Source organism: Marinicella marina (assembly GCF_030065545.1).
In the GTDB taxonomy this organism is placed as follows: domain Bacteria; phylum Pseudomonadota; class Gammaproteobacteria; order Xanthomonadales; family Marinicellaceae; genus Marinicella; species Marinicella marina.
Window position 1 is genome coordinate 342,950 of record NZ_JASJNC010000001.1, and the last position, 16,575, is coordinate 359,524.

Consider the following 16,575-nt stretch of genomic DNA (forward strand, 5'->3'; position numbering starts at 1 on the left):
AATGTAACTGGGCCATTGAAACGGCTGACAGAAAAGTGGTTTGAAATTTATTATTGAATTTATCACTGTTTTGAATAAAACTATTTAGAAGCACGGGAAAAGATCGAAGAGAGTGAACATGTCAGAGGATATTGGTTTTATTCAACAGGCTTCAGCCAAATTGTGGTTGGTTATTTTGTTGCTGATTTTTCTACCGCCAGTTGGTATTTATTTGTTGTGGCAAGGCAGTCACTTCAGTAAAAAGACTCGAATCACGGTCTCGGTAGTTGCGGTGATATGGATGTTGTTACATTTGTTGGATGCCGCGCTGGCACCCAGTGGTTCTGGCTTTGATGATTATGGCAGTTGCAGTGCCACTTTTTATGAAAATGATTGTACCTATTATCGCGATGATGCATGCAATGTGGTCGCGAAATCTTGTGACTGATAAAGCACCCATTAATACTAAAACCTTTAAGGAACTCTGAAAGATGAAACAAATGATAGAAACACGCTGGTTAGATAACTACACCTTTGTCAGTACCAACCAAGACAATCAAACCTTGGTCATGGATTCGCCCACAGAAAAGCATGGCGATAAAGTGGGACCGTCGCCGATGGAAGTGGTATTGATGGGTTTGAGTGCCTGTGCCGGCATTGATGTTAAGTTAATACTGAGCAAGGCCAAACAAGATTTTAAGGACATTCAGGTTAAAGTGTCGGCCAATCGCAGAGAGGAAATTCCGCGCATTTATACTGATATCAATTTACACTTTGAGATCACTGGTCATGACTTGTCAGAAAAACAGGTAGCACGTGCCATCAAGCTGTCAGCAGAAAAATACTGTTCGGTTTCACACATGTTACAAGCGACGGTCAACATCACCCACAGTTATGAACTGAAACAACAAGCCTAAGTCAGTTATTGAAACCCCCTGTTGACTGAAGGCAGGGCTATGTATTAGCTGGTTTTTCCAAGCAAAACATGGCACAATCATTGGATGGGTATGTACGGACAAAAAAGGGGTTGTCCCAGCGCCATCACGGTTTCTTTATTCTTACTGTTTCTTGTAAGCCAGTTGGCAGCGGCCAAAGCGATTCAACAAATTTCAATAGAGGATGGCCTGCTTGGCGGCACCGTTTGGGGTATTGAATCTGATAACAATGGTTTTATCTGGGTAGCCACATCTGCCGGCCTTTATCGCTATGATGGTTATGATGTGCGTGGATTTGAACCCCCTCACCCCTTATCAAATGCTTATCTCAGCTCGATCATTAAACACCCAGATGGATCTCTTTGGGTGGCTACTATGGAGCGAGGTATCTGGAGGATAACATCAGATAACACCGCTGCAGAACTCATCATTCCATATGAAGAAAAAGCGCCATATCAATACCTCAGTCCCAATGTGATGTATTGGGTTAACGAACGCACCTTGTTACTTGGACTGAGTGAACACGTATTGGTCTATGACTTAAAAAACCAATCCCTCGAAGTGGCTTTTACTTTGCCGACAGAAAGCATCGAAGGACACCTGATCAGGTCATTTATTAAATACCAAGATAAAATCCTTATTGGAACTTCAGCAGGAATGTTTGCAATGGACTTGGTGCTTAAAAAGAGTTTTAAAATTATTCACACAGAAAATGACTCATACACCGACAGCGAGAACATCAAGTTGTTTTTTAAAGACAGCAACTTTCTGTGGTTCGCTTCGGTGGCGGGTGTTTATCGTTATCCCATAGACTTCTTGGCCCACCACAATGGTTTTCAAGACTACCGACAAAAAGCACAATTGATTTATCCTGATTTGAATGTATGGGACATTTGGAAAGAAGCCCATGGCCATTACTTGGTAACCAATGACGGTTTAATGTTAAAACAAAAAAACCATGAGATTGAACCAGTGATTCGCCTATCAGAATCACCTTATTACATCAGCAGCGATAAAATGACCCGCATACACAAAGACCCAAGCGGCTATGTTTGGTTGGGTTCTATGGCCGATGGTTTGTTTGTGTGGAACCCAAAAACAACGGGATTTAATAACATTTCTGAACTTGAGGGTATGGCTGACAATGTGGTTTGGTCCATCGTTGAAGACCCGAATGAGAATGTAATTTGGGTAGGCACTGAGGGCGGTTTAACTCGTGTCGATATGAACAGCTATGCAGTAAAAAACTTTCTGAATGAAAAAAGCACAGACTTCACTGACAACATCGTTGAGGACTTGGTGGCCCACCCCAACGGTTTGATTTACACCTTCACATCGAAAGGGATTCGGGTCTTTAATCCTGACAGTGGAACATTTTCTTATCCAAAATACCAAGTTAATTCAGAGCATGATATAAATGCCTATGCTTGGGGCGCAGAAATTGATAATGAGGCCAATATTTGGTGGTTCACAGAGGAAGGGGTATTTAAATACAACCCGGAAAAAGCTGAACTAAATAAAGTAGATTGGTTGACAGAAATATCAAATCTGGCTTGGGACTGTGACACGTTCAAAGGACCTGCAGGAAGGTTGTTCTTTAGTTGTCCTGACAATCTGTTGTTGATGGACGAGAGCAAACAGTCGGTGACTGCTGTAACAAAGTACCAAGAAATCAGTCGGGTTAATGAAGTCTATTCCTTGGCTGCTGACAGCTTTGTTGAAGATCATCAAGGACACTGGTGGTTGACCTTAGGTGCTCATGGCATCGTTATACTTGACCCCAACGATTACCAGGTTATCAAACAATTCATTCCTGGACAAAATTTACCTAATTCAGAGTATTATTCGCTGACCAACGACCCCGCCAATCAAGCCATTTGGGTTGCTTCCGGTATTGGGCTGTTCCAAATAAAACAAGACAGTTATGCAATCAACCAATACACGGTTCACGAAGGCACTTTTACCAATGATTTTGTTTATGCTGATGGCAAACAATTACGCAGTCAGCAGTTGGTTTATGGCAGCGGCAGGGGGTTAATACATTTTAAGGGCAGCAACTTTACAGATAACCAAGCCCCTGAATTAACGACTTATTTAGCTGGAAGTCGTTCCTTATCGAGCACCACTGGGGCCGAAAAAGTGTTGGGTAGCGAATTAAACTTCAGCCACACCGACACGGGTTTGACCTTCTATTTCACCACACTGAATTTTAAAAAAAATAAAAACGTATTTTTCCGCTTTGAATTAGGTGGAGCACAAGATTTAAGCTTTCCACCACAAAGGGACAACAGCATTACTTTTCCTCAATTGAAACCCGGAAACTACACCCTTACGACCACAGCAACGCATGAGTTGGACGGTGTTTCAGGTTCACCTCTGATCACGCGCTTTTCAATTGCTTATGCCTGGTGGCAAACACCAACGGCCAAAGCCATCTACCTGTTGTTACTGGGATCCATGCTGTATTTATGGCTGCGTTACCGCAAGAAACATTATATGGCCTTGGCACAAGCGCATAAAACCGCACTGAAGAGTGAACGGAAATTATCTTTGGCACTGCAAAGCAGCAACAGTCATGTTTGGGAGTGGCATGCGTTAGATAATCAGATTGAACAATCACGGATCAATGATGTGTTGGGCTACATTGGACAACCTTATAAGACAGGGCTTGAGAACCACATCAGCTTAATTCACCCAGAGGATCAGCCGCTGTTCGTCAAAACGTGGCAACGATTTATCAACCTGAAAGACTCACAATTTCGGATGATTTATCGCATGAGGGACCAACAAGGTCACTGGGTTTGGTTCAGTGACATTGCCACCGGACAAATTGAAGGCGGTCGCATCAGCAAAGTCACCGGCACCTTCACCAACATCACCGACCAGTATGCCCAAGAACACAATGCCGCACTTTATGGCGAAATTTTCCAACAGGCTTATGATGCCGTCATCATCCTCACCAATGACTGGCGTGTAGAAACCGCCAATAAGGCTTTTTTAGATAAATTTGAACGAGATATCGGTGACATTGCGGGGTTAGAAATCACCGCATTGTTTGAAAAACTGGGTGGCAGCATGGCTTTGTCAAAAGTCCAAAAGGCCATGGTAAAAAAACATTACTACCGCACCGAAACAGCGCTGCAAGTGAAAGCTGTAAAAACCCCCATGTTGGTCAGCTGCAGCGAAGTTAAAGGCATGTCAGACGAACAAAAATTTCTGCTCACATTGACCAGCATCAAGGCCCTCAAAGAAGCTGAACAGGCATTGGTAAAACTGGCTAAATACGATCAATTAACCGGGCTGCCTAATCGCACGTTGTTGATGGAACAACTGCACCAAAGCTGTGACCCTGATAATGACAAGCACAAACCATTGGCAATGATGTTTGTTGACCTTGATAAATTCAAACAAGTCAATGACTCCCTGGGTCATGCCCGCGGCGATGAATTGCTTTTGAAGGTGGGTGAACGTATCAGTAGAAAAATTGATGAAACAGATTTATTGGCCAGATTTGGTGGCGATGAATTTGTGGTACTCATTGATTTAGAGGACCGCAATGAACAGCAATTAGATTCTTTGGCAAATGAAATCATATCCAGCATTTCTAGACCAGTTGATTTGGGGCTGACCACAGTAGCAGTATCGCCCAGTATAGGCATTGCAAAATATCCAGCAGATGCCAACAGTGCAGAAAACTTGTTACAGGCAGCTGATGTGGCCATGTACCATGCCAAGGCCAAGGGGCGTGGTACTTTTGAGTTTTATTCAGCAAAGATGAAAACCCAAGCACAGAATAAACTTAAACTGGACTACATGATCAAACAGGACCACGACAAAGGTCGTTTTATCAATTACTATCAACCCATAATCGGTGTCAAATCCAATCGGGTTGTCAGTTTGGAGATTTTGTTGCGGTGGAAAAAAGACCAGAACATATTGTTGCCGGGTAAATTCATCAAAGAGTCAGAGGACATTGGGTTGTTGGGGGCGATGACACTCAAGGCCCTGAGACAAGGCTTGGATGATTTAAAACCTTGGTTGGCACACAATCCTGATTTATCAATTAATCTCAACATCTCAGCCAAACACTTTGAGGATCCGGGGTTTGTCGAAGACATCAAAACCACCATGGCACAATCAGCCATCAGTGCCAAACACGTCAACATTGAATTGACTGAATCAACGTTGTTAGAAAATAAGGCAGCAGCGATGGAAACCATCAAACAACTTCGAGCCTTAGGTCATCGCCTGTTCTTAGATGATTTTGGTACAGGTTATTCCTCTTTGTCCTACATCCATGAGTTATCTATGGATGGTGTAAAAGTTGATAAGAGTTTTGTTAAAAGCCTGGGTAAAGATGAGCGCAACTGGGCCATCACCCAAGGCATCATTCAAATGTGTTCCGGGCTGGGCTTTACGGTGGTGGCAGAGGGCGTTGAGACGGTCATTCAACACCAAGAGCTGTCGCGATTGGGTGCAAGTCACCAACAAGGCTTTTTATTTGCTGAACCAGTTGCTGCTGAGGCTGTTATGGCCTTGTTAGAAGGCGAAAAAAACCTCATTCCTCAGGGCTGAATTGTAACTTAGCCAGCTCTGCATACAAGTCGTTGTTTCGAATCAACTGTTCGTGCTTGCCCTTAGCCACAATCTGGCCCTGATCCATTACAATGATTTGGTCGGCCTTGCGAATGGTGGCTAAACGGTGTGCGATGACCAGTGTGGTGCGGTTTTTCATGATGCTGTTTAGGGCATCTTGAACCAATTTTTCGCTGCTGGCATCCAATGCACTGGTGGCCTCATCCAACAACAACACCGGAGGATCAGTCAATACCGCACGCGCGATAGACAGGCGTTGGGCTTGACCACCAGAGAGCCGCACACCGCGTTCACCTAAATACGTATCATAGCCTTTTTCCAATTGGCTGATGAATTCATCGGCGTGAGCCAATTGGGCTGCCGCTACCACTGCCTCATCAGAGGCCATTGGGTTACCGTAAGCAATGTTTTCTCTGGCACTGGTTGAAAAAATAGTCACATCTTGGGCGACCAAAGAAAACTGTGAACGCAGCTGATCTAAATCCAGGTTTTTGATGTCCGTGCCATCTAACTTTATGCTGCCACTTTGGGGTTCATAAAACCGCATCAACAACTGAAACAAAGTGGATTTACCAGAACCAGAGGGACCAACCAAGGCCACGGTTTGTCCAGGAACCACTTCAAAAGAAATGTCTTTGAGCACATTCAAGTCGAGCCTGCTGGGGTAAGCAAAATGCAACCCAGTAATGCCGATGTTACCTAAAACGGGGTTTTTAATCGGTTCAGGCTTCAAGGGGTTTTTGATGGTTGACTCGGTATTCATCAGTTCGATGATGCGTTCCAGCGCACCTGCGGCTTTTTTCAACTCGCTCCAAACGGTTGACAGTGCTCCCACAGATGTCGCTGCCATGATGGCATACATCACAAACTGACTTAAAGTGCCGGCTGTCATGACGCCATTGATGACGTCTTTGGCACCCAACCACAATACAAAAACTATGCCTCCAAAGATCACAAACCCAACCAACAGGGACATGATGGTGGTCATGCGTATCGATGCCACAGCGGCCTTGAAGGCGTTGTTGATGGCTTTAACAAACTTGTGATTTTCGTTTGCCTCTTGAGCATAGGACTGAACCGTGTGCATGGCGTTGATGGTTTCTGTGGCCAGTGCCGACGAATCGGCAATGCGGTCTTGTTCGGCTTTTGATAACTGCTGAATTTTCCGGCCAGTAAGCACGATGGGTATCACCACCAAGGGAATCAAAAAACCCATATACATAGCCAGTTTAGGGCTGGAGACCACCATCATGATGAGGGCGCCTAAAAAAGTAACGGCACTGCGCAAAGCAATAGAAAAAGTACTGCCGACCACAGTTTCAACCAATGTGGTATCGGTGTTGATGCGAGAGAGGATTTCACCGGTTTTGGTTTTCTCAAAAAATTCCTGAGACTGTGTCATGACTTGGCCGTAGACCTTTTTACGCAAGTCTGTCACCACCCGTTGGCCAATCCATGAAACCCAATAATAGCGCAAGGATGTGAACAAAATCATCAGCGATGAAACCACAAAAACCAGCAAGAAATAATAAGACAAAGTGTCTTGGTTTTCGGCTGCAAAACCCAAATCAATCATCAGTTTAAAGGTCACTGGAATGGCTAAATTTGCCGCCGCACCCAATACCAACAACAACAAAGCCAAAAGGATGTGTTTCTTATAAGGCACCACCAGTGGCCCAATCAGTCGCAAGTGATTGAGAGAGGCCTTTTGCTCAGTATCTTTTTCTGTGGTTGTTTTTGAATCCATCAAGCTGTTTCCTGTTGTTAAGGTTGAACCAGGCGATTTAAATATGCATATTCCTCGGCCTCCTCAGTTCTTTATCATGAGGGCTTTGGGCTGGTTTTCTATGTGCCTGATGTCACATTCAGTTGTTCGCCAAGCGTATATGTTAACCCTCCAATAAGGCCATTCATTGATGCAGCGCTTTGGTTATTGGGGTTGACCTTAGGTTGTATTTTATCATGTAATGATTTGATTGAATGATCAAGCTTTGAGTGCGGCCGTTAATGTGGGTTGGGTTAAAATATACCCATGGATGAATTGATTGAGTTTATTTTGATCGGCTTTGGTGTGTTGTGCTTGCTTCATGCGTGTTACAGCATGCTGATGTCATATCGTGCCAGAGATTGGGATTTGGTGGCAGGATATATTGATGAAGATGATTTTTATGTCTCCAAGGACGATGAAGAGGAGTGGTTTCATGCTTTGGTAAGATACCACTATAAGTACAAAAACATAACCTATAAAAGCAAACGGATTGCTTTTGGTTTTGCACATTCGACTTTGGAAGGTTTGGTGCTTAAACCCTACTTAGAGGTCACCCGTTTAAAACCGGTTGCGCCTGTTTTTGTGAACCCCAAAAACCCCAAAGTGGCCACTTTGCTAGTAGGTCTGAAGTCTTTTCACTTCTACCAATTGGCGGCTTTTGCCGTATATAATGCTTTCGTTCATTATTTGGTTTTGAATGCACCTTAGCACATTTTAAAGTTGGGTAAGGTGCATTAACAACCGTGTTGGTGGCCTCACATCTGAGATTGTAAATAGTTCTCCAAACCAGTCAACTTAATTAATTTCAGTTGTTTTTCCAACCAGTAAGCATGATCTGTCTCGGTGTCATCAAGCAACACCAACAATTGATCGCGAGTTACAAAGTCTTGTTCTTTTTCACACAGGGCCATGGCTTTTTTTAAGGCTTTTTGTACGCCGTATTCTATGTTCAAGTCGCTCTGCAACATTGCCGGCACAGTATCGCCAATATTCAAAGCGTCGCGTTGAGTCAGGTCAGGTTTACCCTCTAAGAATAAAATGCGCTCAATGAGCACCGCGGCATGGGCTTTTTCATCATCAAACTCGTGATCAATGCGTTCATAAAGCTTGGTCAGCCCCATGTCTTCATACATTCTGGAGTGCACAAAGTATTGGTCCATGGCGGTTAATTCATATACCAGTAAGTCGTTCAATGCGTCGATGATGTCTTGATTGCCTTTCATTTTGTTGCTCCAGTTTGCGATTGTAGGTAGTTTTGTAGGCCCACATCTTTGATGAGGCTTTGTTGGGTTTCGTGCCAATCTATGATGTCTTCTTCGTATTCCAGAACCTGACTTAATAAGTCGCGGCTGACGTAGTCTTGTTCAGACTCACATTCAGCAATGGCTGCTTTAATGACTGCATGCTGACCATTGAGAAAAGTTTCATTACAAGTCAACATTTCAGGTGCATTTTCACCAATATGTAGGCGATCAAGTTTCTGCAAGTTGGGCAGGCCGCCCAACATGAAAATCCGTTCCATTAAATCATCGGCATGTTTCATGTCTTTGATTGATTTTTTATAAAAAGTGGCGTCTAAGGCGTCCAATCCCCAGTCTTTGGCCATCCGCGCATGCAGGAAAAACTGGTTGATTGAGGTCAGCTTGCTGGTCAATACCTGGTTAAGGGTCTTGTGGGTATTTGAATCTAGGCTCATAGGTTTTATGTTTTAATAAAATCAGCATTTTATAGAGTATCTTGACCAATGTCAAAAAAACGTTAAAAATCAGGAACTTAAACAGTAACAAGAATCAGTTTCATTAGCATTGCGCTTATGAACAAAAGCTGGTTGGTGTGCCCCCAAACCAAAACATGCGGATAACGACGGTCCCGAGGTAGGCATCATAGCGTATAAACACCAATGAACAGGTCACAAGCAAAACCTTCATTGAAGGTTAAGCTGTGTCATAATAATGACTATTCAACCTGAGCAATTCCATGGCAGCAAACAAAACCCAACCAACCGATGCCAGTGTGATTAAATTCATAACCGCCGTCACCCCAGAACAAAAACGCCAAGACGCTTTTGCTTTGTTGGAGATGATGGAGCGTTTATCTGGTTACCAAGCCAAAATGTGGGGGCCGAGCATCATTGGTTTTGGTCAGTACCACTACAAATATGACTCTGGCCGGGAAGGTGATTTTATGCGCATTGGCTTTTCACCGCGCAAGGCCAATTTATCGCTATACATCACGGCGGGTCTTGAACAACATGCCGAATTACTGGCACAGCTGGGTAAGCACAAAACCGGCAAGTCTTGTCTTTATATCAACCACCTGAAAGATGTGAAGCAAGAGGTATTAGAAAAGCTTATCAAGGCAGCTTTGGTGGTGATGGCAGAAAAATACCCTGATGATGTTTAGCTTGATAATTGGTATGGGTGTTATGTAAGCGATGTCAGATTAAGCCAATGGGCAAGCAAAAGTTGGTTTAAAATAAACAGCCAAATCCACAGCCTAATCGTTAAAAATCATTGATGGAATACTCATGAAGCCGTTTCCTTATAAAACTTGGGGCGAAGCCACTGATCAGATGCCGGTTTATTTTGCCCATGCCAATGCCTACCCACCGGACAGTTACCAACCGATCATTGATGCCTTAAGCAGTAAAAGACAAGTGGTTTCCTATTTACAAAGACCGCTTTGGCAGCCAACACCAGAACCAGAAACGCTCCATTCTTGGCATCAGTTGGCAGATGATGTGATTGCTTTTTTTGATCAGAACAAGCTGAAAAATGTGGTGGCCGTGGGTCACTCCTTGGGTTCGGTAACGGCGTTTATGGCAGCGCAAAAAAGACCGGATTTGATCAAAGCACTGGTGATGATTGAACCGGTTTGTCTGCCTTGGTTTTTTTGTTGGTTGACGCGGGTTTTTCCCCGCACGGTGAAGAAGCGGGTCAGCATCATTGAAAAAGCTTTGCGCCGCCCCAATCGCTTTGAGAGTAAACAAGCTGCGTTTGATTTTCATCGCAAACCCCGCGCTTTCAAACGCATCAATGATGAAAATCTCATGCATTACATCAATGCCGGTGTCAGCGAACGAGCAGGTGAATTTCATTTGAGTTACCCCAGAGAGTGGGAGGCTAGGGTGTATGCCACCGCCACTTACTTTCGTGGTCAACTTAAAACCAGCCAATTGCCAGTGCTGGGCATGCGTGGCTCTCATACTGACACCATTGATTTGCGCTTTTGGCAACAATGGCAACAAAACCCCAACCATCAATTGCTTGACTTTCCAAATAATGGCCACTTGTTACCATTGGAAAATCCTGAAGAGGTGATTACAGCCATGATGCCTTTTGTGGAGCAACACCTGTGACCAGTGAGGTGGTGTTGACCACACTGAATAGCCGTTATATCCATTCATCTTTCAGCTTGCGTTACCTGTATGCCAATCTGGGTGAGTTACAACAACGCACCAGTATCAAGGAATTTACCATCCATGACCGGGCCATTGATGTGGCTGAAAAACTGCTCAAATTAAAGCCTAAAATCATAGGATTCAGTGTTTATATCTGGAATGTAGAAGAAACCACTGCGGTGATTAAACTGCTAAAAACCATCAGGCCAGCAGTTATGGTGGTTCTGGGTGGCCCTGAGGTTAGCCACATTCCGGACCAACCAGATGTGGTGGCAGATGCTGATTATGTGATCAAAGGGCCAGGTGAGAGCAGTTTTAAAGCGTTGTGCGAACAGCTTTTAAACCATCAAGCGCCGGCGCAAAGAGTCATCAACGGAGTGCCCCAAGCGCTGGAAGAATTGGTCATGCCCTATCAGTATTATGATGAGGAAGACATTCGCAACCGCATCATTTATGTCGAGGCGTCCAGAGGGTGTCCGTTTAAGTGTGAGTTTTGTTTGTCCTCTTTGGATAAAACCTCGAAAACATTTACCTTAGATCGGTTCTTGGTTGAGATGGACCGTTTGTACCAAAAGGGTGCACGAAACTTCAAATTCATTGACCGCACATTTAATTTAAAAATAGCACACTCAACCACCATCCTGCAGTTCTTTTTAGATCGAATGGACACCAGTAACAGCGATGGGCTGATGGTGCATTTTGAAGTGATTCCCGATCGCCTACCAAATGCACTGAAAGCTTTGTTGGTACAGTTTCCAGCGAACGCCCTACAATTTGAAGTGGGGGTGCAAACGTTTGATCCAGAGGTGCAAAGCTTAATTTCTCGGCGTCAAGACAATCAACAAACCAAAGCCAACCTCAAGTGGTTGCGAACAGAAACCCAAGCCCACATTCATGCTGATTTGATCTTTGGTTTACCCGGAGACACGTTAACGGGTTTTGCAGAAAGCTTTGATCAGCTTTATCAATTGGGCCCACAGGAAATTCAGTTGGGTATTTTAAAACGCCTGCGTGGTGCACCAATTAACCGCCACACCCAGGACCATCATATGAAGTATTCACCTGCACCGCCTTACACCGTACTGCAAACCAAAGACATCAGTTTTGAGGAACTTCAAAGGGTGGGAAGATTTGCTCGTTATTGGGATATTTTTGGTAATCAGGGTCGTTTCAAAAACACCTTATCGCTGTTGATGGGCGAGCAACCATTTGCTCGATTCATGTTGTTTTCAGACAGCCTTTTTGAGCAAGAACAAAGTACCTGGAAAATTGCTTTGCGCCGTCAGTTCAAGTTAATTTATAAAATGGCAACGCAATTGTTTCAAATCGATCAACACAGTTTATTGCGAGCATTGCAGAAGGATTATGAACTTAACGGTGAGAAGGGCCAACTTAAAAAGTTATTAGCACTTGAAACAACAACCAAAAAACCCCAAAAAAACCTGCGCCAAACACGACATACATTGCAGCAGTAAGTATCATTGTTTCTGTTATAATCAATAAGCATGAGCACCGGCAGTAACAAGGACACAACACACAATGGATTTCCTGACTACCTGAGCTACCAGTGCGAACGACTGATTCCAGTGGCCAAGATGTTGTTGTCTTTCAGTGTGGCTTATTTGTTGTGCTTTGCTTTTTTGGACTACTTTAAACACCCTGAGTACATTCGCCCTGTGGTTTTACTGCGGGCATTGGCGGCATTGCCTTTGTTGTTGTTGCTCTCGTTAATGAGCCGTGCTAAAAACCACCATAAGTTACCAAAATATTTTTTACCATTGGGCTTGTTGTCATTCGGTTTTTTCTTGGTATTGAACTTGTTGATTCCAGAGAAAAAATACATCGTTATCATTGTGCCGGTGTTTTATTTGTTGGTCATCATTGCGATGGCGCCTTTACTTAAAACCACTGATTTGGTGGTTACATTTTTACTTGGTGTGGCCTGCTATTATGGCGCGGCGGTCTTTTACATTCCTGATTTTGAATACATCAAACAGGTTTTTCCGCACATGACAGCAATCGTTTTGTTTACTTTAATAACAGTGATTAAAATCAAACAATACGCAGAGGAAAACTATCAGTTGGCCAAAAACTTACACTGGCAATCCGAGCACGATGAGCTCACTGGGGTATACAACCGAGCAGGGATATTCAATTGGATTAAGAATCAACAACTTTTTACTGGAAAATCATTTGAACCCATCTCATTGGTGATGTTGGACTTTGATCACTTCAAAAACATCAATGATAAGTACGGCCATGCCGTTGGTGATGAGGTGATTAAACAGGGCGCACAACTGTTGGGTGATGCCATGGGGTCACAGTCCGTGGTGGCCCGTTTTGGTGGAGAAGAATTTCTGTTGATTTTACAAGAAGGCTCAGAAGCAAACAACTTGGAACTGGCACATGGTTTACTACAACAGTTCAGACAACTGAACATCGCACCAGAAATCAAAGTATCGGTCAGCATGGGTTTTGTCAACCATCGCATGAGATTCAGCTTTGAACAATCCCTCAAAGCGGCCGATGATTGTATGTATCAAGCCAAAAGCCTAGGTAGGGATCAGCTGGTCACTAGTCAAGCATGAGGCAGCACCAGCAACAACCAACACCCTGTCAAAGCATTGACCTTTTGGGGGTGAGTGTGGTGGTTAAAAGGGATGACCTCAACCACCCAGTGATACAGGGCAACAAGCTGAGAAAGCTGAAATACAACATCAAAGCCGCGCAGTCAGCTCAAGCTCAAACGTTGATCACCTTCGGTGGCGCCTATTCAAATCATTTATTGGCCACAGCTTTCGCCGCCAAACAAGCTGGCTTGAAAGCGCTGGGTTTTGTGCGAGGAGATGAATTGGCAGAAACAACCTCGAAGTGGTCAAGCACCCTGAACCATTGTCACCAACTGGGCATGCAGCTGGAGTTTGTGTCCCGCTCCGATTATCGCTTGAAGCAAGCTGCACCAGCCATTGCTGAAACAATAAATTCTCTGTCAGAGTCTTATGTGATTCCAGAGGGTGGTAGCAATCAGTTGGCGGTAAAAGGGGTGGCTGAAATGGTGACTGAACTGGCTGCCCAAACCCCTGAGCCCACACACATCATTTGTCCGGTGGGGACCGGTGGTACTGTGGCCGGTTTGGTTCAGGGTGTGGTTCAAAATAATTGGCAGTGTCAAGTAATCGGTGTGGCTGTACTGAAAGGTTTACAGGAGATGGAAAACACCATCAATCAATGGCTTGGGTCAAATGAAATCGACCATGGTTATCAAGTGCTGCATGAGTTCAGTGGCGGTGGCTATGCCAAAAACAGCCAAGAGCTTATTGGTTTTTCTCTTGGTTTTGAGCAAATAACGGGCATTCCATTAGACAAAGTTTATAACAGCAAGTCGTTTTATGCCTTGGCACAACTGATCAAAAACCAACAAATAACCAGTGAAGATCGGCCTTTGATTATTCACACAGGGGGATTACAAGGCGGCACCAACCAAGCCAAAGACCTTAGATAAATTTATTTTCAATCCGCGCCGCAGCCCGTATAATGATAATGGCTGATAATACAGCTTTTATATTATGACAACAAAGTCCTACAACAAACGCACCACCCTCAAGGCCATGTTCTTACTGCATGTATCTGCAGTTTTACAGGCGGCTGAAAACGCATCAATCGAAACCAAAACATGGCTGACGCTGAATAATTTTTTGTTGATTTTTATGTTGGTGTTGGTGGTGATATTGGTCATCATTGTTCGCAAAAATGCAACCAGGTTACTTGCTTTGCGCAACGAACTGAATCAAATGAGTCGCACTGACCACTTAACTCAGCTGTATCGGCGTGAGTATTTTGAAAAAAGGCTGTATGAAGTTTTTGAACGTCACATCCGTAACAAGCGTTCTAGTTCGGTGTTAATGATGGTAGAAATCAATGACATGGACTCAATCCTTAATAGTGGTCAAACAGCTTCTGAGCTGGTCATTCAGAGGGTGGTTAAAATCATACTTGAACGGGTGAGAAACACTGACTTATCAGGTCGCTTTGCCAACAACACTTTCATTATCTTGTTGCGAGACACGACCATTGAACCGGCAGAAACATTAGCCAAAGAGCTGCGTGAAAAAATTGCTTCAGCCAAAATAAAATACGGGGAACAGACCATCAGTACCACCTGTAGTTTCGGTTTAGCCGCTTATGACAGCAGCATGGATTCATGCATTGACTGGATACGCAGTGCTGATCAAGCACTGAATCAGGCCAAACACATTGCTGGTCTTTAAGCGATGCACTGCAACGTCAGTTCCTTCGGTGATTTTAATTATAGATAAACAGGTTTTAAGATGAGTAAACAAAACCCCATTGGTTGGTTTGAGTTGTATGTCCAAGACATGCAACGGGCGAAAAATTTCTATGAAGCCACTTTGCAAGTCACATTGAGTCAAATCGAAATACCAGACGCGAACATTGAAATGTTTGGCTTCGAGCAAGAGATGGAGCAGTATGGCTCATCAGGGGCTTTAATCAAAGTCAATGGTGTGCCTTCAGGCGGTGGTGGCACCATGGTTTATTTCAGTTGTGAGGATTGTGCCGAGACAGCTGCCAGAGCCCAAACCCATGGTGGTCACATCAAACAAGAAAAAATGCAGGTAGGTGAGTACGGTTTTGTCTGCCTGGTGGAGGATACCGAGGGCAACATGATTGGACTACATTCAAACCAGTAACTCATGAGAAACCCAATCAACCTCAAACACAAAGCACAATCAATCGATGAACATTGGTCCCCCAAAGTGGTGGCTGCGGTCGACGACAACTTTGTCAAAGTGGCAAAAGTCAAAGGTGAATTCACTTGGCATGAGCATGAAGAGGATGAGTTTTTTATGGTGTTAGATGGCACCCTCAAGATCGAAATGGAAGCGGAAACGGTTACCCTGAAGCAGGGAGAAGTTTATGTGGTTCCCAAGGGTGTGAGGCACAAACCATCAAGCTCAGATGAATGTTTGATTATGTTGTTTGAAAAACAAAGCACCTTGCATACTGGTAAAACTAAATCAGCTTTAACCAAAGACATCAAAGACCAGCTCTCCTCAAGCTGATTTCATGTCAAGTGTAAGTCACCTGACTTTGCGGTTTTTGATTCTTACGGGAAACCTTTTGAATGATGCCCAAATGGTTGAGGTTTGGTCGTCATCTTCCAGTATGTTGCCTGGTTTACCGGCCACAGAAGCCCATTTGACAGCGCCTTCGTGATTAACCACAACCATATAAGTTCTATATACTGAAAGTTCTATGGCAATGAAGTTGCCTAAAGACAAAAACAAAGACAGTGCGGTTTTACTACCCCTCTTTTTATCTGGTACTTTAGCTCCCTCAATCAAAAAAAACAGGGCCGCTTCTTTTTCTTTTAAGCCGAGGGATTCAATATTTTTAAATTTATGGTTGATAAATCTTTTTTGAAACGGCTTATTAATTCTTCTTTTATCCGTTCTGAATAATATTTGTTCAAATGTACTTTCAATGACTTCGACGGGGTGGTTGGGGGTGTCATTCTCACTGATCAGTGGCAAATAGATTTGATTGTTTTTATTATATGTATCGGTTACATAGACGTTTCCAGCGAGATGCATACCAATTGAGCTGTGTGCCAAGTGGAATTTGGCATCGAGTGTTTCTGCCAAGTAATATCTGATTTTTTTGAATAATAACTGATTGACCAAATAGTTGTGCTCTGCGTCTAATCCACGTATATTGTTGCCGAAGTCATCCAAAATCAAAGCGTCAGAAAAGACATAAATGTGCTCCAAACCAAGGAAAAAGTCTTGATGTTCTTTGAAAGGTCTTTTGGCGTCCACACCAAAGGATAGCAGCAAAAAAATGCAAAAAAAATACTTCATTTAAAACAATGATTCATC

Annotated in this window: 16 protein-coding genes; 12 read left to right on the forward strand and 4 right to left on the reverse strand. The window is 43.7% G+C overall.

Going from position 1 to position 16,575, the window contains the following annotated elements; all coding sequences use genetic code 11:
- Window positions 1-118: 118 nt before the first annotated feature.
- The 3 genes from QNI24_RS01595 to QNI24_RS01605 all read left to right on the forward strand — a co-directional run bounded on the left by QNI24_RS01595 (window position 119) and on the right by QNI24_RS01605 (window position 5,489).
- Window positions 119-427, forward strand: a complete 309-nt coding sequence (locus QNI24_RS01595; protein ID WP_267175663.1) for a hypothetical protein — start codon at window positions 119-121, stop codon at window positions 425-427.
- 43 nt (window positions 428-470) lie between these two features.
- Window positions 471-896: an OsmC family protein gene (locus QNI24_RS01600; RefSeq protein WP_267175664.1), complete on the forward strand. Its 426-nt coding sequence runs from the start codon at window positions 471-473 to the stop codon at window positions 894-896.
- A gap of 90 nt (window positions 897-986) precedes the next feature.
- Window positions 987-5,489, forward strand: coding sequence for an EAL domain-containing protein (locus QNI24_RS01605; protein ID WP_267175665.1), 4,503 nt, complete (start codon window positions 987-989; stop codon window positions 5,487-5,489).
- Here the strand turns inward: QNI24_RS01605 and QNI24_RS01610 are convergent.
- Window positions 5,473-7,257 carry an ABC transporter transmembrane domain-containing protein gene (locus QNI24_RS01610; protein WP_267175666.1) on the reverse strand — a complete coding sequence of 595 codons (1,785 nt, stop codon included), beginning with the start codon at window positions 7,255-7,257 and terminating at the stop codon, window positions 5,473-5,475. The genes QNI24_RS01605 and QNI24_RS01610 overlap by 17 nt on opposite strands.
- A gap of 360 nt (window positions 7,258-7,617) precedes the next feature.
- Between QNI24_RS01610 and QNI24_RS01615 the strand changes: the two genes are divergently transcribed.
- Window positions 7,618-7,986, forward strand: a complete 369-nt coding sequence (locus tag QNI24_RS01615) for a hypothetical protein (RefSeq protein WP_283708463.1) — start codon at window positions 7,618-7,620, stop codon at window positions 7,984-7,986.
- A gap of 47 nt (window positions 7,987-8,033) precedes the next feature.
- Here the strand turns inward: QNI24_RS01615 and bfr (QNI24_RS01620) are convergent, their stop codons facing one another.
- The gene (gene bfr / locus QNI24_RS01620) at window positions 8,034-8,501 is read right to left on the reverse strand and encodes a bacterioferritin (RefSeq protein ID WP_267175668.1); all 468 of its coding nucleotides are present in this window, start codon (window positions 8,499-8,501) and stop codon (window positions 8,034-8,036) included.
- Entirely contained in the window at window positions 8,498-8,974 is a 477-nt protein-coding gene (bfr, locus tag QNI24_RS01625; RefSeq protein ID WP_267175669.1) for a bacterioferritin, read from the reverse strand. Before bfr (QNI24_RS01625) ends, bfr (QNI24_RS01620) begins: the two co-directional genes overlap by 4 nt.
- Window positions 8,975-9,255: 281 nt before the next feature.
- Here bfr (QNI24_RS01625) and QNI24_RS01630 point away from each other — a divergent pair, with 281 nt between their 5' ends.
- The 8 genes from QNI24_RS01630 (at window position 9,256) to QNI24_RS01665 (ending at window position 15,759) form a co-directional block, all read left to right on the forward strand.
- Entirely contained in the window at window positions 9,256-9,681 is a 426-nt protein-coding gene (locus QNI24_RS01630) for a DUF1801 domain-containing protein (protein ID WP_267175670.1), read from the forward strand.
- Window positions 9,682-9,805: 124 nt separating this feature from the next.
- Window positions 9,806-10,636: an alpha/beta fold hydrolase gene (locus QNI24_RS01635; protein WP_267175671.1), complete on the forward strand. Its 831-nt coding sequence runs from the start codon at window positions 9,806-9,808 to the stop codon at window positions 10,634-10,636.
- Entirely contained in the window at window positions 10,633-12,153 is a 1,521-nt protein-coding gene (locus tag QNI24_RS01640) for a B12-binding domain-containing radical SAM protein (RefSeq protein ID WP_283708464.1), read from the forward strand. The genes QNI24_RS01635 and QNI24_RS01640 overlap by 4 nt, the downstream gene beginning before the upstream one ends.
- A gap of 30 nt (window positions 12,154-12,183) precedes the next feature.
- A complete protein-coding gene (locus QNI24_RS01645; RefSeq protein ID WP_267175673.1) occupies window positions 12,184-13,266 on the forward strand; it encodes a GGDEF domain-containing protein in 1,083 nt (360 codons plus the stop codon).
- Window positions 13,263-14,180 (forward strand): 1-aminocyclopropane-1-carboxylate deaminase/D-cysteine desulfhydrase, encoded by a 918-nt coding sequence (locus QNI24_RS01650; RefSeq protein ID WP_267175674.1) that lies wholly within the window; start codon window positions 13,263-13,265, stop codon window positions 14,178-14,180. Before QNI24_RS01645 ends, QNI24_RS01650 begins: the two co-directional genes overlap by 4 nt.
- Window positions 14,181-14,244: 64 nt before the next feature.
- Complete coding sequence (locus QNI24_RS01655) at window positions 14,245-14,946, forward strand: GGDEF domain-containing protein (RefSeq protein WP_267175675.1); 702 nt, start codon at window positions 14,245-14,247, stop codon at window positions 14,944-14,946.
- A 60-nt stretch (window positions 14,947-15,006) separates the two neighbouring features.
- Entirely contained in the window at window positions 15,007-15,387 is a 381-nt protein-coding gene (locus QNI24_RS01660) for a VOC family protein (RefSeq protein WP_267175676.1), read from the forward strand.
- Window positions 15,388-15,390: 3 nt separating this feature from the next.
- Window positions 15,391-15,759, forward strand: a complete 369-nt coding sequence (locus QNI24_RS01665; RefSeq protein WP_267175677.1) for a cupin domain-containing protein — start codon at window positions 15,391-15,393, stop codon at window positions 15,757-15,759.
- An 18-nt stretch (window positions 15,760-15,777) separates the two neighbouring features.
- Here the strand turns inward: QNI24_RS01665 and QNI24_RS01670 are convergent, their stop codons facing one another.
- Window positions 15,778-16,515, reverse strand: a complete 738-nt coding sequence (locus QNI24_RS01670) for a hypothetical protein (protein WP_283708465.1) — start codon at window positions 16,513-16,515, stop codon at window positions 15,778-15,780.
- Window positions 16,516-16,575: the final 60 nt, after the last annotated feature.

What these genes read in the sequence shown, in the direction of transcription:
- QNI24_RS01615 (WP_283708463.1), top strand. Translation starts at nt 7,618, where the DNA reads ATGTCATATCGTGCCAGAGATTGGGATTTGGTGGCAGGATATATTGAT.
- QNI24_RS01595 (WP_267175663.1), top strand. Translation starts at nt 119, where the DNA reads ATGTCAGAGGATATTGGTTTTATTCAACAGGCTTCAGCCAAATTGTGG.
- QNI24_RS01650 (WP_267175674.1), top strand. Translation starts at nt 13,263, where the DNA reads ATGAGGCAGCACCAGCAACAACCAACACCCTGTCAAAGCATTGACCTT.
- QNI24_RS01645 (WP_267175673.1), top strand. Translation starts at nt 12,184, where the DNA reads ATGAGCACCGGCAGTAACAAGGACACAACACACAATGGATTTCCTGAC.
- QNI24_RS01665 (WP_267175677.1), top strand. Translation starts at nt 15,391, where the DNA reads ATGAGAAACCCAATCAACCTCAAACACAAAGCACAATCAATCGATGAA.
- QNI24_RS01630 (WP_267175670.1), top strand. Translation starts at nt 9,256, where the DNA reads ATGGCAGCAAACAAAACCCAACCAACCGATGCCAGTGTGATTAAATTC.
- QNI24_RS01600 (WP_267175664.1), top strand. Translation starts at nt 471, where the DNA reads ATGAAACAAATGATAGAAACACGCTGGTTAGATAACTACACCTTTGTC.
- QNI24_RS01605 (WP_267175665.1), top strand. Translation starts at nt 987, where the DNA reads ATGTACGGACAAAAAAGGGGTTGTCCCAGCGCCATCACGGTTTCTTTA.
- QNI24_RS01660 (WP_267175676.1), top strand. Translation starts at nt 15,007, where the DNA reads ATGAGTAAACAAAACCCCATTGGTTGGTTTGAGTTGTATGTCCAAGAC.
- QNI24_RS01610 (WP_267175666.1), bottom strand. Translation starts at nt 7,257, where the DNA reads ATGGATTCAAAAACAACCACAGAAAAAGATACTGAGCAAAAGGCCTCT.
- QNI24_RS01655 (WP_267175675.1), top strand. Translation starts at nt 14,245, where the DNA reads ATGACAACAAAGTCCTACAACAAACGCACCACCCTCAAGGCCATGTTC.
- QNI24_RS01635 (WP_267175671.1), top strand. Translation starts at nt 9,806, where the DNA reads ATGAAGCCGTTTCCTTATAAAACTTGGGGCGAAGCCACTGATCAGATG.
- bfr (WP_267175668.1), bottom strand. Translation starts at nt 8,501, where the DNA reads ATGAAAGGCAATCAAGACATCATCGACGCATTGAACGACTTACTGGTA.
- bfr (WP_267175669.1), bottom strand. Translation starts at nt 8,974, where the DNA reads ATGAGCCTAGATTCAAATACCCACAAGACCCTTAACCAGGTATTGACC.